This window comes from Acinetobacter ihumii, assembly GCF_900625095.1.
GTDB lineage: Bacteria > Pseudomonadota > Gammaproteobacteria > Pseudomonadales > Moraxellaceae > Acinetobacter > Acinetobacter ihumii.
Genome location: NZ_LR130760.1, coordinates 3107550 through 3132449, shown reverse-complemented (window position 1 = coordinate 3132449; position 24900 = coordinate 3107550). Strand labels below are relative to the sequence as shown.

19 protein-coding genes are annotated in these 24900 nt (G+C 40.6%); 9 read left to right on the top strand and 10 right to left on the bottom strand.

The features are described from left to right. Window positions 1-93: 93 nt before the first annotated feature. From E0D95_RS14670 to E0D95_RS14660, 3 genes are all read right to left on the bottom strand, one after another. Window positions 94-426, bottom strand: coding sequence for an NIPSNAP family protein (locus E0D95_RS14670; RefSeq protein WP_130804772.1), 333 nt, complete (start codon window positions 424-426; stop codon window positions 94-96). Continuing rightward, a complete protein-coding gene (locus E0D95_RS14665; RefSeq protein WP_130804771.1) occupies window positions 416-2200 on the bottom strand; it encodes an FAD-dependent oxidoreductase in 1785 nt (594 codons plus the stop codon). The genes E0D95_RS14670 and E0D95_RS14665 overlap by 11 nt, the downstream gene beginning before the upstream one ends. 303 nt (window positions 2201-2503) lie before the next feature. Continuing rightward, window positions 2504-3310 carry an IclR family transcriptional regulator domain-containing protein gene (locus E0D95_RS14660; protein WP_130804770.1) on the bottom strand — a complete coding sequence of 269 codons (807 nt, stop codon included), beginning with the start codon at window positions 3308-3310 and terminating at the stop codon, window positions 2504-2506. 184 nt (window positions 3311-3494) lie between these two features. Here E0D95_RS14660 and E0D95_RS14655 point away from each other — a divergent pair, with 184 nt between their 5' ends. Next, entirely contained in the window at window positions 3495-4235 is a 741-nt protein-coding gene (locus tag E0D95_RS14655) for an SDR family NAD(P)-dependent oxidoreductase (RefSeq protein ID WP_130804769.1), read from the top strand. A 671-nt stretch (window positions 4236-4906) separates the two neighbouring features. On the opposite strand, the gene E0D95_RS14650 is transcribed toward E0D95_RS14655, so the two are convergent. From E0D95_RS14650 to E0D95_RS14640, 3 genes are all read right to left on the bottom strand, one after another. After that, window positions 4907-5266, bottom strand: coding sequence for a hypothetical protein (locus E0D95_RS14650; RefSeq protein WP_165443245.1), 360 nt, complete (start codon window positions 5264-5266; stop codon window positions 4907-4909). Window positions 5267-5404: 138 nt separating this feature from the next. Then, window positions 5405-9910 (bottom strand): translocation/assembly module TamB domain-containing protein, encoded by a 4506-nt coding sequence (locus tag E0D95_RS14645; protein WP_130804767.1) that lies wholly within the window; start codon window positions 9908-9910, stop codon window positions 5405-5407. A 23-nt stretch (window positions 9911-9933) separates the two neighbouring features. Beyond that, entirely contained in the window at window positions 9934-12711 is a 2778-nt protein-coding gene (locus E0D95_RS14640) for an autotransporter assembly complex protein TamA (RefSeq protein ID WP_130804766.1), read from the bottom strand. Between the two features lie 166 nt (window positions 12712-12877). On the opposite strand from E0D95_RS14640, the gene E0D95_RS14635 reads away from it, so the two are divergent. Together E0D95_RS14635 and coq7 are read left to right on the top strand one after the other, a co-directional pair. Then, on the top strand, window positions 12878-14197 hold the full coding sequence (locus tag E0D95_RS14635; RefSeq protein WP_130804765.1) for an MFS transporter: 1320 nt from the start codon (window positions 12878-12880) through the stop codon (window positions 14195-14197). Window positions 14198-14201: 4 nt separating this feature from the next. Then, window positions 14202-14837: a 2-polyprenyl-3-methyl-6-methoxy-1,4-benzoquinone monooxygenase gene (gene coq7 / locus E0D95_RS14630; RefSeq protein WP_130804764.1), complete on the top strand. Its 636-nt coding sequence runs from the start codon at window positions 14202-14204 to the stop codon at window positions 14835-14837. Between the two features lie 52 nt (window positions 14838-14889). On the opposite strand, the gene E0D95_RS14625 is transcribed toward coq7, so the two are convergent. The 4 genes from E0D95_RS14625 to E0D95_RS14610 are packed head-to-tail and all read right to left on the bottom strand — an operon-like array spanning window position 14890 to window position 17815. Further along, window positions 14890-15375, bottom strand: coding sequence for a 2-amino-4-hydroxy-6-hydroxymethyldihydropteridine diphosphokinase (locus tag E0D95_RS14625; protein ID WP_130804763.1), 486 nt, complete (start codon window positions 15373-15375; stop codon window positions 14890-14892). Further along, window positions 15332-15712 (bottom strand): dihydroneopterin aldolase, encoded by a 381-nt coding sequence (folB, locus tag E0D95_RS14620; protein ID WP_130804762.1) that lies wholly within the window; start codon window positions 15710-15712, stop codon window positions 15332-15334. The genes E0D95_RS14625 and folB overlap by 44 nt, the downstream gene beginning before the upstream one ends. A 17-nt stretch (window positions 15713-15729) precedes the next feature. After that, the gene (locus E0D95_RS14615) at window positions 15730-17028 is read right to left on the bottom strand and encodes an ABC1 kinase family protein (protein WP_130804761.1); all 1299 of its coding nucleotides are present in this window, start codon (window positions 17026-17028) and stop codon (window positions 15730-15732) included. Between the two features lie 22 nt (window positions 17029-17050). After that, window positions 17051-17815 carry a HesA/MoeB/ThiF family protein gene (locus E0D95_RS14610; RefSeq protein WP_431830767.1) on the bottom strand — a complete coding sequence of 255 codons (765 nt, stop codon included), beginning with the start codon at window positions 17813-17815 and terminating at the stop codon, window positions 17051-17053. Between the two features lie 242 nt (window positions 17816-18057). Between E0D95_RS14610 and E0D95_RS14605 the strand changes: the two genes are divergently transcribed. The 6 genes from E0D95_RS14605 to E0D95_RS14580 all read left to right on the top strand — a co-directional run bounded on the left by E0D95_RS14605 (window position 18058) and on the right by E0D95_RS14580 (window position 24899). Beyond that, complete coding sequence (locus E0D95_RS14605) at window positions 18058-18552, top strand: rhodanese-like domain-containing protein (protein WP_130804759.1); 495 nt, start codon at window positions 18058-18060, stop codon at window positions 18550-18552. Window positions 18553-18621: 69 nt separating this feature from the next. After that, a complete protein-coding gene (epsC, locus tag E0D95_RS14600) occupies window positions 18622-19545 on the top strand; it encodes a serine O-acetyltransferase EpsC (protein WP_130804758.1) in 924 nt (307 codons plus the stop codon). 275 nt (window positions 19546-19820) lie between these two features. Next, window positions 19821-20753 (top strand): family 2A encapsulin nanocompartment shell protein, encoded by a 933-nt coding sequence (locus tag E0D95_RS14595; protein ID WP_130804757.1) that lies wholly within the window; start codon window positions 19821-19823, stop codon window positions 20751-20753. Then, on the top strand, window positions 20728-22692 hold the full coding sequence (locus E0D95_RS14590; protein WP_130804756.1) for a family 2A encapsulin nanocompartment cargo protein cysteine desulfurase: 1965 nt from the start codon (window positions 20728-20730) through the stop codon (window positions 22690-22692). The genes E0D95_RS14595 and E0D95_RS14590 overlap by 26 nt, the downstream gene beginning before the upstream one ends. A gap of 255 nt (window positions 22693-22947) precedes the next feature. Next, on the top strand, window positions 22948-23253 hold the full coding sequence (locus E0D95_RS14585; RefSeq protein WP_130804755.1) for a hypothetical protein: 306 nt from the start codon (window positions 22948-22950) through the stop codon (window positions 23251-23253). Window positions 23254-23525: 272 nt separating this feature from the next. After that, entirely contained in the window at window positions 23526-24899 is a 1374-nt protein-coding gene (locus tag E0D95_RS14580; protein ID WP_130804754.1) for an ABC1 kinase family protein, read from the top strand. The last annotated feature ends 1 nt before the right edge of the window (window position 24900 follow it).

The window sequence follows — 24900 nt, the reverse complement described above, 5'->3', positions numbered from 1 at the left end:
ATTAGATTCTCCCGAGAAAAGCACGAAGTGACCCTTCGGTATTTTTCTCAAAATACCGTTCCTGAAGGGCGTTTTTTTAAATAAACTGCTGAGTTAGGGTTGAAGCAAAGAGCTGAGATGTACAGGTTTAACAATTTGATTGACCTGTGACACCACCAATCCTTCTGATGCTTTTAAATAAATTTGAAATTCGGGATCTGTATCTCGGGCATGACTACGTTTTTCGTAATCATCCAGACTGTCATAGCCCCATAAATGTACGACTTGATTCAGTGTTCCCACACTACTGACATAAAAACCAAGTGGTTCACCTAAATGCTTCTTTAAAACAGGCATGGCCAATTGATCAAATACCTCTAAAAATTTAGGCATGCAGCGCGGCGTGATGTTATAGATACGATGATCCACAATCGGTTTATGAAACATGACGCATCTCCTCAGTAGACTGCTGATTTACAACAGGTTGCGACTGAGAACATAACAAGCCCTGACCGCCTTTTGCCAAATCCGCAATATGTGCGCCTGTGATATAACCAAAGGTCATGATCGGTCCCAAGGTAATCCCTGCACCCGGATAATTTCCGCCCATGATACTGGCGCGATCATTTCCAACGGCGTATAAGCCCGTGATTTTTTGATTGGCTTGATCCAGAACTTCGCCTGTTACTGCGGTTCGTATACCATCAAAAGTACCCAAATCACCCATAAATACTTTAACTGCATAAAATGGCCCTTGCTCAATCGGCGCAACGCATGGGTTTGGTTTGTGCTCTGGATCAGCGAGATAACGGTTAAATGTGGTTGAACCACGATGAAATTCAGGATCTTCGCCGTTGACTGCACCTATATTGTAATGTTGCACAGTTTTAAGCAGTGTTTTGCCATCTATACCCGCATGTTGAGCCAACTCTTCCAAACTATTGCCTTTAATCAAATAACCTTTTTTGATTAATGAACTCAATGGCATAGGTGCAGGTTTGGCATATCCTAAACCATATTTACTGATGTTTTTTTGATCACAAATAAGCCACATTGCCGTTTCATCAAAATTTTCACAGGCACGAAATAAATCTGCACCGACATCGTGATAGGAATTTGATTCATTGGTAAAGCGTTTACCGTTTTTTAACACGCCAATAATGCCCGGTTTATAACGATCCAATAAATGTGGAAATACGCCATAACCTTCTGCATCAGGCACTTTAGACACAGGCATCCATGCAGAAGTATCTGCATATTGAAGATCTACAATTCCACCAACAGATTCAGCCAAACGGCAACCATCACCTGTATTGGTTTTGGGTACAGGAGAAATATGTTCCCCCCCGCGTTTGAGATGTGGATAAGCTTGTTTTAATCGTTCAAGATCATGGGAAAATCCGCCACATGCCAATACCACACCATGTTTGGCTTTGATTTGACAGTGTTGTTGCTGTTGCCCGACCTTAACTCCCGTCACTTTTCCATCATCAAAAACCAAGCCTTGCACCGATGCATTGGTATAGATTGGAATATCCAGATCAAATGCCGACTTCGCCAATCGCGCAGCCAACGCATTACCACTGGTTACATTGGTTCCTCGACCATAACGAGCTAATTCTTTTAAGTGAATTGCCAGACGTTTCGCCACGTAGATAAATGATGTAAATGATTTCGTAGCATTAAAGAAATGTTTTAAATCAGCATTGGATGAATTAAACATCATGCCAATAAAAGTAATGGTTTTAAGCGGTGGACGCAGGCGTTGCATATTGTCGCCTAAACCACGAATATCATAGGGTGCTGCCAAGACTGAACGTCCAATATCTACACCACCCGGCGCATCAGGATGATAATCTGGATATAAAGTTGGAATAAATTTAACCGAGGTGTTTTGCTCAAAAAATTTAAGCATTTCAGGACCATAATCTAAAAATGCATTGACCGCATCTGTATTAAAAAAAGATTTTGTTTCGTGCTTTAAATAGGTTAATGCTGCTTCACGACTGTCTTGTATGCCATTTTGCTTGGCATGATGATTTCCCGGAATCCAGAGTACGCCACCCGAAAAAGCTGTTGTTCCTCCAAAGACTTGATCTTTTTCAAGTACAATCACATTTAAGCCTTTTTTCTTGGTAGTAATGGCTGTCGATAAACCACCTGCTCCAGCGCCAACCACAACTAAATCACATTCAAGCTGTTGGGGTAATGTTGTATTCATTGTTGTCACTCCTTGCGACCGTTCCATACGTTCACTCGCCTCAGCGATCAAGGCTTCACAATCCTGCTGTGAGGCCAAAACGTCTTTACTTGTTATTAAACTACTGAGCAAACTTAATTCCGACCAGATCAGTTTGTTCTAATTCAGGCGATGATCGCGCAAATCAACCTTATATCGTGCATTGATTATAAAAAAAGCAAATCAAAAACGAGCGTTCAATAAAATATAATGTAAAAACAAGATGTTAAAACCAAGACATAAAAAAAGCGTTCATCCTGAACGCCTTCATCATCTCTCGCAGAGTTAGATCATATCCCGAATCTCTTTGGCAGCTTCTTGTAGTAGCGGTAAAACCGTATTGATTAAATAGTGATCATTCACTTTAGCGATCGGAGCAACTGCATTGAGTCCAGCCACAATATCACCCGTTTGATTGATAATCGGAATGGCAATCGCAGTAACGCCTAATTCATATTCTTCAGCAGAAATGCAGTAGCCTTTCATTTTAATCTCATCTAAAGCCGCTAAAAAAGTAGCCTCTTCGGTATAGGTATATGCGGTAAATCGCTTTAAACCATATAACCTGATCCAGTTTTTTTGTTCTTCTGCTGATTTGTGTGCCAGTAAAACCTTACCTGTCGATGAAGCATGGGCTGGAATACGATTTCCCAAATGAATCCCAAATGGACTCACTCGAAAATTGGCATTTTGCGGAATGCTTCGTGCAATCGGGACAACCTCATAACTGTCCTGCACCACCACTGAAAACACCAGCGAAGTTTTATCAGACAAATGATTTAAAACCGATTGAGCAACTTTAGGTAGATGAGCGGTACTTAAAAAAGCACCTGAAAATTTCAGAACTTTATGGGTCAGCCAATAATAATACTCATCACTCTCTAAATAACCCAAAAATTTTAAAGTTTTTAAATAACGACGCGCCGCTGTTCGGGTAATTGCGGTACGCTCTGCAACTTGGGTGACATTCAATCGCTGTCGATCTGTCCCAAATGCCTCCAGAATACTCAAACCTTTGGCAAGTCCCGCAATATAGTCATCATATTTGATGGTTTCTTGTGAAAGCTCATGTTGAATAATTTGATCCCGCATTTATTTTTCCCTGCCATTCCCTGTCCGATGTTCGCTCAGTATGTCTGAAGATCGTCTGAAATCACAACCACGATCTAGAGCCAAAATAGCAAAGCACGTAAGTTAAATACAGGAATACATCAAATCGCAGCGTTTATGCCGTCAACATCGCTTCGATCAGAATTTGTCATCAAGGAATCGTATTATGTCTAGACTCAAAAATAAAGTCTGTATCATCACGGGTGCAGCTTCAGGCATGGGAGAATCAGAAGCATTGGCCTTTGCACAACAAGGGGCTAAATTGGTGATTGCCGATTTAAATCTGGAACAAGCCAATCGTGTAGCAGCGCAGATTGTCGCTGCGGGTGGCGAAGCATTTGCCTGTCAAGTCAATGTGACCGAACTGGATCAACTGCAACATCTGGTTGATTTTAGCCTTGAAAAATTTGGACGAATTGATGTTTTACTCAATAATGCAGGTATTTTTGATCGATATACTAATAGCTTAGAAACATCAGATGAACTTTGGGATGCAATGTTTGACATCAATGTCAAATCGGTCTTTCGTTTAAGTAATCTGGTCTTACCCAAAATGATAGAACAAGGTTCGGGTGCTATTATTAATATTGCATCTGTTGCTGGATTGGTCGCACAAATGGGAGGTGCGTCTTATACTGCATCTAAACATGCGGTGATTGGCTATACCAAACATTTGGCAGCAGTGTATGCCAAACATGGCATTAAAATTAATGCCATTTGCCCAGGAACCATACGCACACCGATGACTGCAAAAATGCTAGAAACCCGCCCAACCGATAAAATTCCATTAGATCGTTTTGGCGAGGCATCTGAAGTCGCAGACTTGGCGATTTTTCTGGCATCGGATGAAGCACGTTTTATGAGTGGTGCTTGCATCACGATTGATGGTGGCTACACCATTGTTTAAATAATTACTCAACCTGGGTCGTCACTTTTTCAGCATGAGTTTGTCTTCAGTCGGCATCTTTTTTGATAGTCGCAAATACTGAGTTCATCATGACCATGGCCCAATAGGGTATCGGTCGTGAATTTGATATTTTGACCAAGATGTTTAATGGCTATCTTGCCACCATTGTCGGCTTCTGCTAGCCAATACCTAACTTCTGAACGATTGAAGTTATAGGCTCATGTGAGTTTCAAAATATATAATCTATTGTGTACGGTTTAAATTCTGAACTATATCATCTGTACTTTTCGTCGCACAGTTACAGTTGATATTTGCATAGCCTTTCCTATGATAACCCGAAATAAATCGCTTTCGTGCCTACAGCTCAACGATATAAGTTTTGCTTTTAATAGTGACTCAAATAGCAAATCCTATTCACTCAGCGTCATTAATATATTTTTTAACCTTTTTCCATCAATGAAATAGCACTAACATTGGATTTGTTGGGATTCATAATTGCTTAAGACTCTAGCTAATGTTGATTTAAGCATATTTTTTCAGCAGTCTATATAGACCATTTTGCTTTTATAAAGTTCGTATAATTGCTATAACAACCAATTGTTCTACTTAAATATATGATGAAATTTTATTTTCAGCAATTTAATGCAAAAAATTCTATAAAAAAACCGTTCTTAGAACGGTTTATAATTCGGCATTTTATCGTGCGGAGTGACTAGACATTGATCTGTTTTTTGCTGTCTAATCTGCTCGCGAATAGCATCAGGATCAGTTTGCACTTGTTGCCTAGACATGGCATAGACATCATCAATAATTTTTAAAATAAATGAGCGAGTAAATTCATCTTCAATTTTTTTGGCATGTTCTACCGCTTGTGATTTTTCAATTCCATTTTGGTAATCAAGCATAATCGAACGTGCAGCATTCCCCATACTGACACAATAACCATGCCATTGTTCTTCGGGTGTCAGGGGTTTCTTTTCACTACATCCGACCAAAGCCAGACCCAAAACAAGAAATAGAACTTTTTTCATCATCACACAGTACTTAATTTGGTGGCATCATGATACTGAATCTTGCCAGTTTTTCCAAAACCTATTGCATGTTTTTAACGTAGAAACAATATTAAAAGAGCCGTTGTTAAAACAGCTCTTTGATTTTCAATTACATCCTTAAAAACGCCAGTTATAAAATACGTCAACAGCACGTTCCAGAGACTGACTTGCTTCAAGGTACATACGCTTATTCATTTGATAACGCAAGGTTAATTTGTTGACTGGTGTAAAGACTCCAACGCCATAACGAATAAACAAATCAGGAGTAATATAACCCGTTAAGCTGACCTGGGTGTCATCTCCTGTGCCTTGAGCATCAAGTGCCAAACCACTTAGACCAAATGTACGTCCAATCTGGTTGGTTAATGCACGTGTTCCTCCTAACCCCATACTGATGCCTGCCGCCGCAATGGTGTTGTTTACATCCGATTTAAAACCTGCTGTATTGCTTAAACCGCTATTTCCTTCATTGATACGTCCAGTCACAAGTGCGTTCAATGCTTCCTGTTCTGACAGTCCAGCATCATTATAAATCTGAATATTCGGTACACTTGCGGTTCCTGTTACACGAACACCCACTGTACTGCCCTGAACCGATTTTGTCGCATCTACATCTAGTGTTGGATTAGACAAAGGTCCATTAAAACGCGCAATCGCACGATTTAAGTCAAGGCTTTGTCCATATGCTTCAATCTTAACTTTTTGGCTTACCCCGATTGCACCACTGGCACGCATGGCTGTTTCCAGACCACGTTGCGATAAATTCAAACGTCCCACCAAAGGAATACGACTATTAAAGCCTTGGAAAATAACACGTTCGCTACCAATATTCACTGACACATCAGCACGAATATCCCAAGGTTTAGCCGCTTTTAATATCGCAAGCTGATCTTGTCCATCCCTTACAATTCTTACATCTGATGACACAGCAACAACGGGTTCAGTGGATTCTGGCATCGAAATTAAAGCACGTGGAACATCTATTTTCCCATTAACCACTAGACGCTTGGTTAATGGATAGGCTTCCATTGATATATCAGGAGTTACAATTGCTGTGATTAACGGTGCTTGGCGCACCAGTAAGTTATCACCTTTTAAATTCAGTTGGAGACGCGGATCATTCTTCCAGTCAAAATTACCAGTGAGTTGACCAACACCACGACCACTATTAAATGCTCCGTTAATGCTCGCGTTGTCTTGACGGATTGAAGAATACAACTGAATGTTGGTCAAATTGATAGGCAATGACATCATGCTGATTGCACCATCTTTCAGACGTAATTCACCGGTAATTTGCGGTTGTGTTAAGGTACCATTGACCTTACCAGCCAGTGCCAATGTGCCATTCATGGAACGTACATCGCTGATAAACGGTTTGAGTACTTTAAGCTGTACGTTATTAAATGCCACCTCACCATTCATTGGCATCGGGGTTTGATAAGGATTAATAATGACCTTGGCATAACCTGTACCAATTTCTGGAGTTTTAACATCTAAACGTAATAACAAGCCCTGACTGACACTCTTGGCAATCACACTCAGTTGATCATAATTTAATGTCGATGCAGGATCTTGTGGATCAGCCGCTGCCAAGCCAATTTCACCATTTTGGGTAATGAGTTGAGCATCTAACTTAGGCTGTGAACCATTTGCCCATGATGCTTTAGCATAACCATTGAGCTTACCAGTAATGGCTAAACCTTCAGGCATGAAAGCAGCAAAATCGTTTAAATCCAGATCCCGCGTGGCTATAGACACATTGCCCCGTGTTTTACTAACACGCAAAGGTTGATCAATACATAATTGGCTGTTTTGACTAGTCCAACAGTGCTGGCCCACAAACAATTCCTGACTGGCTTGCGTGTAAATCACAGCAGCATTTTGCTGTTGCTTGAGTACCGCACGACGTGAGTCAAAAATACCTTGCTGGATTTGTCCCAGCCAATCATTCTTCTGATTAAAGCCACCCGCCAGCTGTACATAAAATTTGGAATAATAATTCCAGCCTTGCAACTGAACCAAATGTGCTTTACGCGTTCCAGAAAGTGTGATGCCTGCATATTGAATTTGACGACCACCACGGCGTAAGTCATCCAGTGTGGCTTTTAACGAAGTGGGTGTGGTGTCCGAAGTCGGTAGCTCACCCCGAATCTGAATTTTTTTCACACTCATATCACCGAAACCAAAATTATCCACTGCTAGATTTGCTGTGGCTTTTAGTCGCGGTTGAGCTTGAACATTTAAATAGCCATAGGTACGACCACGCAACCCCGGATAAATTTCATACATCGCTGGTGCATTGATTTTCAAACGCAGGTTTTGCGCATTTCCTGATGCCTGTATTTGATTTTGTCCATAAGCCAAAAATAAATTATTGGCTTCAAATTGCTGAGGTAAAAAACCTTTCTGATTGTTATTAAGTACAATCGATAAATTCCCCATACCACGGACAACTTTATTATTTAAAAAGCCTGCCATATTGAGTTTTTCAATATTAATCCGTTTTGAGTGTTCTGCCCATAAACCCTGTGTTTTTAAATTCCCAGATAGCTCTCCCTTTACAGTCGATACAAAATACTGGGGTTTGAAACGTACCAATGAGGCATTAATATCCCAACCAATCGCATTTTTAAGATTGACTGCACCAGATGCATAAATCTTTCCAGCGACACCATTGTGTTGTAATTCAGCAATTTTAATAAAATCAGGTGTGCCTGAAACATTGAACTTTAATAGCCCCTTACCCTGATTAAAAGCATTTAAGCCACCATCATAACGAACAGCAAAACCTTTAAATCCCCCACCTGATTTTTCATCATTAAACACAATTGCTGCGGTACTTTTACCTGTAAGCTCTACCATTTCATTTTGTGTTGAGTTAGCCATGCGACCTTTTAATGAAATCGCATCGAATTGAATAATTTGCTGATTTGGTTTGGCATAACCATTGGCTTTAATTTGACCATTGAGCAAATTTACAGGCGCAGCAGGTGTGATACTTTGCGGGTTAAAGTCTTTGGCATTTAAAATGGCATTCCATTTCAATTGTCGTTTTTCAGAAGGCAGCTCGACTTTGGCCTGCCCCGTTAAACTACCTTTTTGTAGAGCTTGATAGCTAAAATCTGGGACATTTAAAATATTATCTTTTAAGTCCAGACGCGCTGTGTATTTTCCAGCAGGCAAGGTTGTTTTTTCGTGTGGGCGCACATGGGTTGCTATGTGAATATCCTGTTTAGAGTCAACCAAAGCAAGATTGACCTGACCATCGTCGCTATTTAACCATCCAATATATGGCACAGCACGGTCTATATTTTTCCAAGATATATCCAGCAGCATCGGTTGTGCTTTTTGTGATTGTGGCGTAGCTGCCTGATTCAGCTTAACTGCCCATGACTCATATTTGTCAAAGTCAAGATTTGCCGTGAGTGCCATGCCTTTTTCAAGAGAACCTTGAGAAGTGACGTTGGCATCTAAAGATGGCGGTAAAAAATCTACAATCGCTTGTGGTATGACTTTATCTTTGGGGTTAAGACGATTGAGCCGACCTTTGACATCCCATGTTACATGATCATGCCAACCCACATATCCTGCTAAAGTCACGAAACCTTGCATCAATTGACCATTGAAATCACGGATATCCAGTCCATTCACCAAATCTGTAGACATCACCGCACTATATTGGCCTTCTGGAATATTTTCACCTTTCAAATCCGTGGCCAGATCCAGATCAAGTTTTTCAACATTGCCTTTAAATTTAGCAATACCATCCTTAGAAAATAACTTTTGTTCAGTCAGTAATGGCCAGTGATAATTTTTAAAATTGAGCTGTCCAAACATGGGCACCCCATTTTGCACAGGATGAACGACCACCCAGCCGGTTAATAAATCAGGCGTATTAGTCGCAACACCTGCCAAAACAGTATCCAGACTGCCACGAGCAGCGACTTTAATGGTCTCAATATTTAAACTTTTTAATGATGGAATTTTTAAATCTGCATGGGCATTCAGTGGATATTTGCCGCTAAATGTCATCTGACCTGTTGCATTGGCAAGCGCGAGATAACCCATGTTCATGCGTGAATTTTCAAACTTTAACTCTGTTCCTGACCAGACTGCATCCTCAAGATAAATATCGTGAAAATCGACTTTTGATTTCACTGTCTGAATACGTAAATGATCGACATCAGCTTGATTTAAACGCAGTACGAAAGGTAATTTTATTTCACTAAATTTAAATGGCTCATTTGTCGGCGGAGCGTGACTGATAATTTGTAAATTTCGAACATCAGCGCGGCTTAGATGAATTTCTTTACTTAAAATGGCGCGCCAGCCAAGCGATATATCCGCCTTGTCAATTTTGACATCCAGATCCTTGAGTTTGACCCAGACATTCTTAAGAATAATACCTTGTAGAAGATTGCCTCCTTCATATTCATAACTCAAAATATGCTGACGTTCCATCACTCGATTTAGCAAAAATTGACTGCCTTTGTCAGTCGTAAACATGACCCCAAGTGCCGCAACTAAAAATACAATCACAATTAATAAAGTCAGCATTAAATTTCTTAAAATGCGACGTTTTTTGGGAGGTGTAGGAGTAGCCGGTTGTTCTACGTCAGCCATAATAATCCTGAATCAAATTTATTTTAAAGTTGTGAACCAATAAAGAAATGCAATCGAATTGGATGGTTTTCATCAGAGATTCCTGATGCAACATCCAGTCGAATCGGACCAATCGGTGATCGCCAGCGAATGCCCACACCTACACTGTATTCCGTATCATTTTTAAATTTTTCATCATAAGCATTCCCCACATCTGAAAAAATTGCAGCGCGCCAGCCATCTTTAAATTGATAATTATATTCCAAAGAACCAATCGCCAATGCTTGCCCACCTACTTTGTAGCCGTATTCTTCAGGGGATAGACTCTTATAATCAAAGCCGCGTATGGTCTGATCACCGCCCGCGAAGAACCGTAAATTATAAGGAACTTTGTCAAAATCATCAGTAAAGATATAACTTAAATCGGAACGACCAATAAATTGATGATCTGCATTTTCACCCAAAGAATAAATAAAACGCCAGCCAGCAGTCAAAATTGCCATGTTGGCATCTGACAAAAGTGACTCACTGCCTAATTCAACTTTGTAGCTTTGTTTAAAACCACGCGTTGGGTTAATGTTATTATTACTTATGGTCTTGGATAATTCATATCCAAACAACAATGCTTCTTGTTCTGCATCCGAACCTGGAACTTTAAAAGCATCGGGAATATCGTCATTGTCGACTACACCATGTTGAGTCAAGCGATCCAGACGATAACGAAAACCAAAACTATGCTGCCAACCTCCTAATGGATTTTTAATAATCCGTTCAGCACCTAAAACAGCAGATTCGGTTTCCAGTGTTACATCAGGGCCAATATCATCACGGTCTTCGCGCTCATAGCCCCCAACAATATTGATATAGTCATTAATTGGATCGTTATAAGGAATGCTATAGCGACCATCTAGTGATTGACGAATTTTAGAGAGTTCAAGGTTGGCATCGAAAGAATGTCCAAGACTATTCACAATGGCACGTCGATATTGCGTACGAATACGAAATTCGGTATCCGTACCATAACCAATCCCCGTTTCTACACTATTCAAACGATCCGCATTTAAGGTCACAATGACAGGAACTTTCTTTTCCTGGCGTGCTTTGTCCTGCAATACCTCCATTTCAGACTGCTTTTTTTCCTGACGCTCACGCATGACACGCAAATTCTGATCTTCATCGCCTGCTTCTTTCGTACCTGCGAATTCACTTTCATCAATTACATTTTGTTTGACTTCCTGACCAGATTGCGCATCCGATTGTTTAATTTGAGCCACCTGTTGTTCTTCAACTCTTTGTTGATCGACCAAGGTCTGGATATCAGGGGGTAATTCCAGTGGTTTTTCAATAGGATCAGGTTTAACAGTATCGACAAGCGTGTAATTAAAATATCTGGCATTGGTTAAATTATTTGCAAGTGTATTCACACGCCAAAACGTATAGTCATCCCCGTCTTTCCAAGGCATCATGCTACGTAAGACTTTCATTTTTAAAGGCAAAGGTTTATTAGGATCACTCATCCTAAACTCGACATCGCCCAATTTATAACGTTCGCCCGTTTCGTATTTTAGATTAATTGCAGCGGTGTCTTCAGGTTGCTTCACTCGCACATCGTGTAAACGCCAATATGCATCAAAATAACCATTGTCCGATGCCGATTCTACAATACGACTCTTGGTTTGTTCATATTGACCATGATTCAAAATATCGCCGACATCCAAGTCTGGCACCAAACGAATCACCTGGAACTGCGGTGTGTTTGCGCCTTCACCAGAAAATTCAATATTTTGTTCTTCGACTTTCACAGGATTATTCGGCACTACCGTTACTTTAACCTGACGATCACTGAGCTTTTCAAAAGTAAATTTAGCATTGTAATAGCCCACAGCCTGCGCTGCCTGATTACTCAGGTTACGTAATTGCGGTAATGCTGCGTTAAAGTCTCCAAATGCTTCTTGCGTATAACTTGATAGTTTAGCCCGTATATTTTCTGCCAAGTCGTCTGGCGCGCCGACCACTTCGGCAGAAATACGAGGTTCTGGTTTAGCAGTATTAAAATTACGTGCAGGTCTAATTTTGTAAAGAATACGTCTAAAAAATCCGACCTTTTCATTATCTCGCGCACTTTCTACTTCAGCTACATCCTCTAAAGTACGTCCTGAGGTATTTGCTTCCACCACAATTTGCTTATCTGATTGAATTTCCTGCATCAGATTATCAATATTTACAGGAGCCTGATTGATCTGTGCCAGTTCTTGTTGCGTCGGACTGTTTACATTGGTTTGAGCTGAAGCCGGACTTGCACTTCTCGCATTTGCCGCTTCCTGCTTGGCTTCTTCTGCAACTTTAAAAATCTCATTGGCCATACTGGCATCGACCTGAGTCTCTGGCAAATCCTGAAGGTCTTCAAACTCAATCGGTTTAAATGCCTCAATCTTGTTGGAAATCTGTTCCTGTTGCTGTAATAAAGCCTCACTATCATTTTGTTGAGCCGACATTTGAGTAGCATTGACAGATGAATTGACACCTGACGGATGAACAGAATTTTGCTGTGATGTTGGTGTTAGATCAGATGGTGCTGTTGTAGAGGCTGTAGAATCTGATGGTGTAGGTGCTGACGCTATAATTTGATTTTCAGATTTTAAACTTTGACTTAAACTAGAAGATACTGGCTCTAATGTCGGTGCTTGCGCATAGACAAGAGGTGAAATAGAAAAACTCAATAGCACTCCTGAGCAAATGAGTTTATTCATCCCCTCTACATTTAAAATAAAACGTACAGATTGGGCAAGAGTTGTATGTCTAAATTTAATATTCGCAAGCATGTAAAACTCTAAACTTATTTTAATCGGAATAGCTTTAATGTATATAAACACATGGAAATCTATTGAATTTTCATTGTATCAACCGCTCAAAATTATCATACATGATTTTCAAGGCACTTTAACAAATTGATCACATTTCTTAATAAATCGCAATGAAGTTCAACCTATGAAAAATGATAACAATCTCTTAACATCACATCGATTTTTGCCCATGTTTTTAACGCAGTTTTTTGGTGCGTTAAACGACAATGTCTACAAGCAAGCCTTACTGCTGGTCATTACTTATGGACTGATTAGCCAGCAGTCCGCCAGTATCAGTACACTGAATAATCTGGCTGCGCTGTTATTTATTTTGCCTTATTTCATTTTCTCTGCGACCGCAGGTCAAATTGCAGACAAATACGAACGAGCGAGCCTAGTTCGTGCCATTAAAGTGCTTGAAATTATCATCATGCTCATTGGTTCAGTTGGTTTTATTACTGGTCATTTGGTGTTATTGATGGTGGCGTTATTTTTAATGGGCGTACATTCCACCTTTTTTGGACCGATAAAATACGCGATTTTACCTGAAATTTTAAAGCCTAATGAGCTGATGTCAGGTAATGCTTTATTTCAGTCTGGCACTTCAATTGCAATTTTACTCGGTATGATTTTAGGCGGTGCGGTAATTTCATCATCCAATGGCAATTTAGTCTGGATTAGTTTGACCGTAGTGAGTATTGCGGTGATTGGTTATGTGTGTAGCCGCTTTATTCTTCCCCAGAAAATTGCCGAACCTGATTTAAAAATTGACTGGAATTTCTTTAGAACCAGTTTTCAAACTATAAAATATGCCAAAAGTATTCCTTTAATTTTTACGATTTTGCTTGGTAACTCATGGTATTGGTTTTATGGTGCGACTTATCTGACTCAAATTCCACAACTCACTCAGCAAAATTTACATGCCTCGGAAAATGTAGTGAGTCTGCTCCTGACGTTTTTCTCCGTGGGGATTGGAGTCGGTTCATTACTGTGCCGTAAAATTGGTGGTTCAGAACTCAATATTAAAATGGTACCAATTGGTGCTGTCGGGTTGAGCTTATTTGCATTGTATTTAGCTGCAAGCCTGGCCTTTGTTCCTGAAAAAACCGGAGCATTACTATCTTTAAAAGAGATGTTTACATCGGGCTGGGTGTATTATCATGTCATGCTTGCAGTCACATTGTTGGGTATTAGTGGTGGATTTTATATTGTTCCCCTTTATGCCATGATGCAGGCTTATTCACCGCGCTCACACCGGGCTCGTGTGGTGGCTGCAAACAATATTTTAAATGCTGTATTTATGGTGTCATCAGCAATATTCTCGATTATTATTTTAAGTATTTTAAAAATTGACATTAAAATTCTTTTTATTATTACAGCTGTCTTGAGTGCTATTTTTTCAGTTTGGTTACTACGTAAGTTGCCGCCTATGTTAAATTCAGCACATGCTTCTCTGGAGGATTAATTCCATGCGTCACTTTACGGGTATCGACCGACTGATCAACTCTTTCGATCAGGCATTAAGAAGTTTAGTTCCTGGTGCAACTGCGGCGCATCGCAGTAATCCAGCCGAACAAACTGATGCACCGCTCACTGTCAGTGATGCGCGTCATGTGGCTGGATTAATGCGCGTCAACCATAGCGGTGAAGTCTGTGCTCAAGCGCTTTATCATGGTCAAGCGCTGACTGCAAAACTCCCCAATGTACGCCGTGAAATGGAACAAGCTGCTATTGAGGAACAAGATCATCTGGCTTGGTGTGAAGATCGTTTAAAAGAGCTAGACAGTGTACCAAGTTTACTCAACCCGATCTGGTATGGTCTTTCATTTGGCATGGGTGCAATTGCAGGCATTGCAGGTGATAAATACAGCTTGGGCTTTGTTGCAGAAACCGAGCGTCAAGTGAGTGCGCATTTGATTGATCATTTAAATCAATTACCCGCTTATGATCAGCGGTCAAAACGCATATTAGAGCAGATGAATGAAGATGAATTACATCATCGCGATACTGCCTTGCATGCAGGTGGTGTTGATTTACCTTTTCCTGTCAAAATCACTATGACCGCAATTTCAAAGTTAATGACCAAAACCAGTTATTACGTTTGACTTGCTAGATAGCAAAAGGCTGCTGGTATGTTGAAAATCTTTTGCTAAATGTTTATTCGACGACTTGAATATTCGTCTGAATGTGAGCGTTGCTCTGAACATCGCTGTGAACATCAACTTTTGGGAAATGGCTTCCAGCAACATGCAAAGTTGAATGATTCCACAGTTCAGACAATGGAATTTTGACATCCACAGCCAGCGGCATTTTTTTGGGATTAAACTGCATTTTCTCTAAACTATTTCCCCAAGCAATCAAATCAACATCCAAAGAAATTTGATGTGAGGGTCGAATCCGACCCGATGCCGTTTCAAGTTGTTTGAGCGCAATTTCAAGCTGTGATTTTGTTTTTGAGGATTTAAGCAAACAAGCCGAATTCCAGTAATCTGCCCCCACGCCGTCACGGCACGGAATTTGATAAATATGCGAGAATTGCACCTCTCCCCAAGACAAAATGGTTTGGTAGGCAACCTGAAAATGTTGTTCTGGATTCAGATTACTCGCCAGTGCGAGGGCGAAAATCGTTTCGTTGGCGTTCAAGGCGAATTCCTACAGAATTGGCTTCTGCAATAATGGCAGGCTTACGAATGGTAATAATAATAGAATGAATCGCTGAAAATGTCTCAAAAAGCACATTCAAAACCAAATGAGCGGCATGTTCAATTAATTTAGGCTGTGCTTTTTGAATGGTTTGCGCCGCAAGTTCACAAATCTGGGCATAGTTTAAGGTATCTTCTAGCTCATCTGATTGTGCTGCTTGGTTCAAATCAACATGAATGGTTAAATCCAACATTAAAGGTTGAAGAATTTGTCGTTCCCAATTGAAACAGCCAATCACAGTATTGACCTTTAAACCTTCAATAACAATGGCATCCATGGTGATCCAACTCAAACTTAATGTTTAAACAACAATTGCGGTTCTATAGTTTGAACCATTTTCAAACGCTGGTCTGCATAAATATCGGTATATGGCGCAAGGACGCGCATAAAACGATCAAAATACAGCATTTGTTTGAACAATAAGGCAAAATCACGTGGGAATTTAATTCCGTGACGTTCACCCACTGCTACCATATCCAACATGATGTCATTTAAATCAGAAGGTTTTGAAGTCAAAATTTCCTGTGGATCAGCAAGTAATACGCCACTGAATAATCGCTCAAGATCACGTGCCAAAACATTGGTATCAATTTTGGTATGGGTCATGCCCATTTTCAACATATTTTCAGCCATTGCAGTGTAATCGGTTTTCTGCAAAGCATCCATAAATGCCAAACACGCGGTCCATACATCAGGATTTAATTGCCCGACGATTCCAAAGTCAATGAAACCAATGCGTCCATCTTCAAGCAACATGAGATTACCCGCATGCAAGTCTGCATGGAAGCTTTTACACAGCATTAAACTACCAAACCACGTATTCATGGCAGTAATTAATACTTGTGATGGATCTTTGGCGTATTTTTTCACCACATCAAAATCCGTTAAAGACACACCGTATAAGCGTTCCATGGTGAGGACACGGCGGGTTGAAAATTGATGATAAACTTTCGGTGCAGTCGCAGCCTGATTATTACTGATCTGTAAATATTCAACGAAATCATCCAGATTTTGTGCTTCTTCAATGAAATCAACTTCACGTACCATACGTGTTTTAATTTCGTCCACAATTTCAGACAGTGAAGCAAACTTAACCTTTGGAATGGCTTTTTCCAGCATCTTGGTGGCCCAATGTACCACGTTCAAATCGGTATATAAGATCGTTTCCACACCGGGTTTTTGCACTTTAATAACGACATTCTCGCCAGTCGTAAGTTTTGCAGCATGCACTTGTGCAATAGAGGCTGAAGCCAGTGGCGTTTCATCTATCGAGGCAAAAATTTCATTTAAATTACGACCCGCAAACTCAGTCGCCAAAACCTCTTGAATATAGCTAAACGGTAAAGTTGGGGTTTGATCCAGACAGCCTTGAAACTCCTCGACATATTCACGCGGGAAAAGTGAAGGTGTGCTGGCAATAAACTGACCTAATTTAATATAAGTCGAACCTAAAGACTCGAATGTCTCACGCATGAGTTTGGCATTACTTGGCTTTTCAGTGGCGTATTTAATGCCTGCTTTGGCAGCAACCACAGCAGTCTCACCAATACGGGCAACGGAACGTAGCCCGTCAAATAGAATATTTTTTTTCATATCATTTAATGTGTTGAGTTCATCAAGGCAGTGTATCAAACTTCAATGAGTTTACCGATAAACTTGCCTGACAAGTTGGGCAATTTGTATCTTTTTCAAAATGAAGAATACGCTGTTTAAGGGTTAAACCATCCCAAAGTAAAAGTTTACTTTTTAAAGGGGTTAAATTTAGACCTAAAAACAACAATGTGTGATGTGCTTGTAATGACGCAATCATGACAGGGGTGCTTGCCAATACGCCTGATTCAGCACAACGTAAACCTTCATTGGCATGTTGTTCTTTGGGAAATAAACATTCATAACAAGCTGAATCTGCATCCACCATCAATAGTTGTCCCTGAAAACCAATGGCAGAAGCACTAATGAGGGGAACAGCATATTTTTTACATACAGCGTTAACTAAATACCGTGTTGTAAAATTATCACAACCATCCAATACAACATCCTGCGATTGAATCCATTCATCAGCATTTATTTCGTTCAGTTTTGCAATGACATATTCGACTTGAATATGCGGATTCAGCATCGTTAAGCGTTTTGCCAAAACTTCAGCTTTAAACTGACCGATATCATGCGGAGTGAACGCCATTTGCCGTTGTAAGTTACTGGTTTCTATCGTATCTGCATCAACAATGGTTAGTTTACCCACGCCTGCACGCGCCAATAATTCAGCACTGCTACAGCCAATTCCGCCGGCACCGACAATCAAAACATTGGCAAGTTTTAATCTTTCCTGAGCCTCAATATCCCAACCGTCCAATAAAATCTGTCGGCTATACAGATGCATTTCGTCATCACTGAGTTCAAGTTCAGTATTGGAAATATCATTCACAGGAATAATGCCCTTATGTGTTCGCTTAGCCAATATTATAGAGGCAAGACCATCTTGATGAAGTTTTTATTTTATCCAAATCAATTTATGAAAATTTAGTATATAGACATGCAATTTATTTATTTTTAAGAATAAGTAATCAGGCGTAGCATTCAAATCAATCCAATGATCTGGATAGTTTTTTTAAGGATCTGACCATGAATGCCAAACTCAACAATTTACATTCCACCCCAATATTAGCTGATCGCAATGTAGAAGAAATTTTAAACAAAGCACAGCAATATGCCCAAGAACATGAGCTGGATTTTACCGGTAGCGTCACACCAGCAGATGCATGGTATTTGGTTGAACATGATCAGGCCATTCTTGTCGATGTTCGTACCAATGAAGAACGTAAATTTGTGGGCTATGTGCCAGAAAGTGTTCATGTCGCTTGGGCGACAGGCACTTCATTTAATCGTAATCCGCGTTTCATCAAAGAACTGGAAAATAAAGTCGGGAAAGACGCGACCATTTTACTGCTCTGTCGCAGTGGGAAACGTTCTGCTCTGGCCGCAGAGGCTGCTTTCAACGCAGGTTTTGAGCATATTTATAATGTACTTGAAGGTTTTGAGGGAGATTTAAACGAACAACAACAGCGGAATAGCAGTAATGGCTGGCGTATTCATCAGTTGCCTTGGCTACAAGACTAAATTCGCATGTCTTTCAAACCACGCATCAATTGTAATTTTAATCAATGCTTGTGCAAATAAGGAAACAATGTGGCTCAATGGAATATTTCTCCTGTTGTTAAAGGCTTGCAGCAGGCACGTCATGAATGGCGTGAACGTCAACATCGTTTAAAAGAAATTGGGGGCCGTGAGCTTCCATCCAAAGATATTCTTAAAACGATTCTGGATGATCTATGCGGCATTCTTTTTCCAATGCGACTTGGACCTGCGGAATTACGACAGGAAGCTGAGGATTATTATATTTCCTACACACTTGATCGGGTGCTGAATGAACTTTTTAGTCAGGTCAAACTGGCGTTGAATTACGAGTCTAAAAATAAACTTAAATGGAACGATGACGCACATACGCCCAGTTTTGAAACCTTCGCTGAACACATTGTTCAGGACTTTGCTGATGCCCTGCCTCGAATTCGATGCTTGCTGGATGCAGATGTCTGCGCTGCCTTTGAAGGTGATCCTGCTGCGCATAGTGTAGATGAAGTCCTACTTTGCTATCCCGGTATTTTTGCCATGATTTATCATCGGTTGGCGCATCAGCTCTATGCACATGTACCGCTATTATCTCGCATTATTTCTGAACTTGCTCATTCTGCAACTGGTATTGATATCCATCCCGGGGCAACCATTGGTCAAGGCTTTTTTATTGATCATGGTACAGGCGTGGTGATTGGAGAAACCTGTGTCATTGGCGAACGAGTACGCATTTATCAGGCAGTGACACTAGGGGCCAAAAGATTTGAACTGCATCAAAACGGCTCACTCAAGAAAGACTATGCACGCCATCCTGTCGTAGAAGATGATGTCGTTATTTATGCAGGAGCGACCATTTTAGGGCGTATTACCATCGGTAAAGGCTCGATTATTGGAGGAAATGTCTGGTTAACGCATAGCATTCCACCCGCAAGTCAGATTTTACAGTCTCCTTCTGAATCTAAACAAAAAAATAGTGCCTGAACGGCAAAATGTGATGAGAGGTCAACAATCAAAGAAACCAGTGCGTGTTTGTTTCAAAAAACAAATAAGAGCCTATATCTCTGTTATATGAATATTTTTTATAAATATATATTTATGAGGAATAAGCAAAAATATGGAGAATATTTAGCTTTATTTATTATTTTAATTTTTACAAACAACGCCCTAATTTACTGAACATACAGCAAATTATTTTAAATAAAAATTTTATTTACAACATCTTATAAACAACGCCACTAAAATAGGAAAATAGCTCCATGGCAAAAAACACAGATAAGGCTCAACTTGCACTTGGGGATCATGCCGCCAGACAACTGGCCAATGCAACCAAGACCGTCCCTCAACTCTCAACCATTACGCCACGTTGGTTGACACATTTACTGCAATGGATTCCGGTGGAAGCAGGTATTTATCGAGTCAACCGGGTCAATAACACTGATGACATTCAGGTTGCCTGTACCCAACGTGATGAAGCAACATTACCGCAGACTTTTGTGGATTATGATCCTCAACCCCGTGAATATTTTTTAAATGGCGTATCTACGGTGCTTGATATTCATACCCGTGTTGCAGACCTTTATAGCAGCCCACATGATCAAATTAAAGAGCAGCTCCGCTTAACCATTGAGACCATTAAAGAACGCCAAGAAAGTGAACTGATTAATAACCCTGAATATGGTTTATTGGCTAGCGTTTCAGATGAACAGCGTATTTCAACGTTAAATGGCCCCCCAACGCCAGACGACCTGGATGATCTACTGAGAAAAGTCTGGAAAGAACCGGGATTTTTCCTTGCACATCCTGATGCGATTGCGGCTTTCGGACGTGAATGTACCCGTCGTGGTGTTCCACCTCCAACCGTGAGTTTATTCGGCTCGCAATTTATTACATGGCGTGGTGTTCCCCTGATTCCATCCAATAAAATTGCCATTGAAGATGGTAAAACCAAAATTTTGTTACTGCGTGTTGGCGAAAAACGTCAAGGCATTGTCGGTTTATTTCAACCGGGTCTTGCTGGCGAACAATCACCGGGGTTGTCAGTCCGATTTATGGGGATCAATCGTCATGCGATTGCATCCTACCTCATTTCGCTCTATTGCTCACTTGCAGTATTAACAGAAGATGCTTTAGCTGTATTGGATGATGTGGAGGTCGATAAGTATCATGACTACCCAGTTAACTACAAATAATTTTCAAGGTAGTCCGTCGGGTACGGAAGTGGGCGGTGTTTCTCCACCGTCCAACTTTCCTGATGAGGCGACCCTTTCGCGTTTGGCGAGTGAGTTTTTTGCAGCCTTGCCCAATACAGGTAATCAGCCGAACGGACTGCATCTGGATGTACCGAATGTCAGTACACCACCCCATGCTCCGCAGCCCAGTGAACCGCTGGCGGCATTGACTGGTCGTGCACCGAACATTGCATTTGAGAAAAGTCTAAACCCGGAATATCCTGAACATATTCCAAATTATCCTGATTACCCTGAACGTCGAGCCATCGCTTCCGCACCCGTCATTGGTGGAGCAAACTTACCGAAGCCACCGTTTGAGCCACATTTCCCTCAGGCGATACATCATGAGCCAAATGTACCGCACATTGAAGCCAATGTACCTTCAATGCAGTCTGTCTCTCCCTTCTATTTTTTAAATGATTTTTCTGCCCCTGCATCATCATCTTCTGATTTTAATGCTGAACAATATGCAACAGCGCAAAGCTTTCAGTTACCACAGGGAGCAGAATTACGACGTTTACTCAATCAACAGGAGCCAACACATCGTCGCTCTGATACATCGCATTTAAGTCAGAAGCCAGCACAATCACAATTTTACTTTCTTGAAACGCCTTCGATTGATCCGTCAATACAGACAACACCCAACAAAACATCTTTTAGATCAAATGCCACACAGCCGCTGGACATACAGGCTATTCGACGTGATTTTCCAATTTTGCAGGAACGCGTCAATGGTCGTCCTCTGGTCTGGTTTGATAATGCTGCGACAACACAAAAGCCTCAAGCTGTAATTGATCGGATTGCTTATTTTTATCAGCATGAAAACTCAAATATCCATCGTGCCGCGCATGAACTGGCTGCCCGCGCAACTGACGCCTATGAGCATGCTAGAAATGTTGTGGCACGTTTTATTGGTGCAAAATCATCTAAAGAAATTATTTTTGTTCGGGGCACAACTGAAGGCATTAACTTAATTGCCAAAACATGGGGTGAGCAAAATATTGCTGAAGGTGATGAAATCATTGTGTCGCATTTAGAGCATCACGCCAATATTGTGCCATGGTTTCAACTGAGTAGAAAAGTCGGTGCGAAACTTCGGGTCATTCCTGTTGATGATACTGGTCAGATCATTCTGGAAGAACTCCCAAAATTGATCAATGAACGAACTAAACTGCTGTCCATTACACAAGTTTCCAATGCGTTGGGTACAGTGACTCCTGTTGCTGAAGTGATTCAAATTGCACATGCTCATGGTGTTAAGGTTTTAGTGGATGGTGCGCAATCTGTCTCACACATGCCGACAGATGTTCAGGCAATTGATGCAGACTTCTTTGTGTTTTCAGGTCATAAAGTCTTCGGTCCTACGGGGATTGGTGCGGTTTATGTCAAGCCTGAAATTTTAGAAAAAATGCCTGTTTGGGAAGGCGGTGGCAACATGATTCAGGATGTCAGCTTTGAACAGGTGATTTACCAGCCTGCACCTAACAAGTTTGAAGCAGGAACAGGCAATATTGCTGATGCAGTAGGTTTGGGTGCGGCACTTGAATATATTGAACGTGTCGGCATTCATAATATTGCAGCCTATGAACATGCTTTACTCGAATATGGGCAAAATGCGCTCAGTAGTGTTTCTGGTCTACGCCCCATTGGTACAGCAAAAAACAAAGCCAGTGTCATGTCCTTTGTATTGAATGGCTATTCCACAGAACAAGTAGGACAGGCATTGAATCAGCATGGTATTGCTGTACGTTCAGGGCATCATTGCGCGCAACCTATTTTGCGACGTTTTGGTGTTGAACAGACTGTTCGTCCTTCATTGGCATTTTACAATACCACTGAGGAAATTGACTTACTGGTTTCCGTACTGCATCAATTGTCCAGAAATAGACGTACGCGTTAATTGCAATCATCTATGTTGATAAAAGCTGCTCGTCGGCTTTTATCAACTTTTTATGATGCGTGAATATAAGTCATTCCCTTAGGATGAATTGTTTAGCATTAAATATGGAGATTTTTTTCACGTTTCCATAACAATTTTTTCTGGATTAAAATTGTACTGCCTTTAAATTGATTTACAATAAGAGCATTGGTTCAAAACCCATTTAGATCGGCAAATGCCCAGAGATTTTTCCTTCACTACTAAATTCAGGATGCTATGAGTTATAAGCATAATAATTTGTTCGCCATGCGTGAAATGTATTGGAATGACGTGGATTCAAACCATGTACAGACCGAAAAACAATATTTTTGTGACACCCTCAATCATCATGGTATTTTTACCAATCCATCCTTAGAGGACGCAAAATATTTTTTCTTTACCCTTCCCAGTATTATCATTGTGAAAGGTTATGCTTTGGGCTTTATGCACCCGACTGTACAGGATTTAATTTTCAAGCACATTCAAAACAATATTGAACTATTAAAGTCCCGCAAAAATTTAAAAATTCAGTTTAATTTTTAAGTATTTAGCTAGAACTTAAACCCCTACTGGATATGATCACTTTTTTTATTTTTTGCACAACTAAAGTCGAATAAGTCATGCCATTTGCACTGAATTTCACGATTTTTTGTAATTTTGAATATAGATGCACATCATAAAATGGTTATTTATTACACTATCCATCTTTTTTAAATGAACATTCGCACACTCTAACTGTTTTAATACGGTCATAGCATGTAATATTCACTACAATTATAATCATTGACTCTGCATGACTTTAGCAAGGATTTTATATGTCTGATCAGAAAGATAAGCTCAAGAACCTAAAAACTTCTTCCATGGATCGACGCTTATCTATTGCTAAAGCCTCATTACTCGCAGGTACGCGTTGGGCCACTGCCAATGCATCCTCTCTTTTTTCAAACGAAGAAGATAAAGAAAAAAAACGTAAAAAAGCCATGGCTGAACAGGCAAATTATCTGGTTTCAGAAATTGGCAAGCTAAAAGGTTCGATTGTTAAAATTGGGCAAATGATGGCACTTTATGGCGAACATTTTTTACCAGAAGAAATTACTCAAGCCTTAAATACACTCAATAACCAAACGGTTGCTTTGGCATGGCCTGCAATTAAAGAACATTTACAAGAACAGTTGGGTGATAAAATTCATGACCTAACGATTGATCATGAACCGATTGGCACAGCCTCGCTGGCTCAGGTGCATCGTGCTACTCGTAAATCTGATGGTTTAGAACTGGTCTTAAAAATTCAATATCCCGGTGTTGCTGAAGCAATTGACTCCGATATGAGTTTATTTAAAAACATGCTCAAGCTCACTCGAATGGTGCCTCAAACCCGTGAGTTTGATCAGTGGTTTGAAGAAGTTCGTGAAATGATGCATCGCGAAGTGAGTTATGACATAGAAGCTGCCACCACTCGCCGTTTTGCTGATCGTCTTAAACATGATCCGCGTTATGTTGTGCCGCATATTATTGATGACTATTGTACCGACAAAATTTTGTGCATGACCTTTGAGCGCGGTGTGCCTATTAACAGTCCTGTTATGCTGTCACTGCCTCAAGAACGTCGCAATGTCTTGGGTGAAGCTTCGCTGGAAATCGCCGTTCGAGAAATTTTTGAATGGGGTGAAATGCAGACTGATCCGAATTTTGGGAATTATCTGGTACGTCTGGGCAATGGCGATGACATTAAAGATAAAATTGTACTGCTGGACTTTGGTGCCATCCGTCAATTTGATGATCATCTGCTAAATGTCGCGCGTAATTTGATCAAGGCCGGCTACAATCATGATGCCGACGCAATGGTCAAGGCCATGACTGGCTACGAGTTTTTTGATTCAATTCCGCAAGGCATTAAACCTGATATGGCAAAAGTATTCCTGCTTGCCACTGAAGCTTTTAGTTCTCCTGAAAACAACCCTGACATGCCAGCTGGTTTGATGGATGAACAAGAACGTTACAACTGGAAAAAGAGCCAACTACATAGCCGAGTAATGCAACAAGCCAGTAAATCGATGGCATCGCGTTACTTTTCAGTTCCACCCAAAGAATTTATGTTTATCAGCCGTAAATTTATAGGCGCTTACACCTTTATGACCGTCATTGATGCGAGAACCAATGTTCGTCAAATGATCCGTGAATATGCCTAAA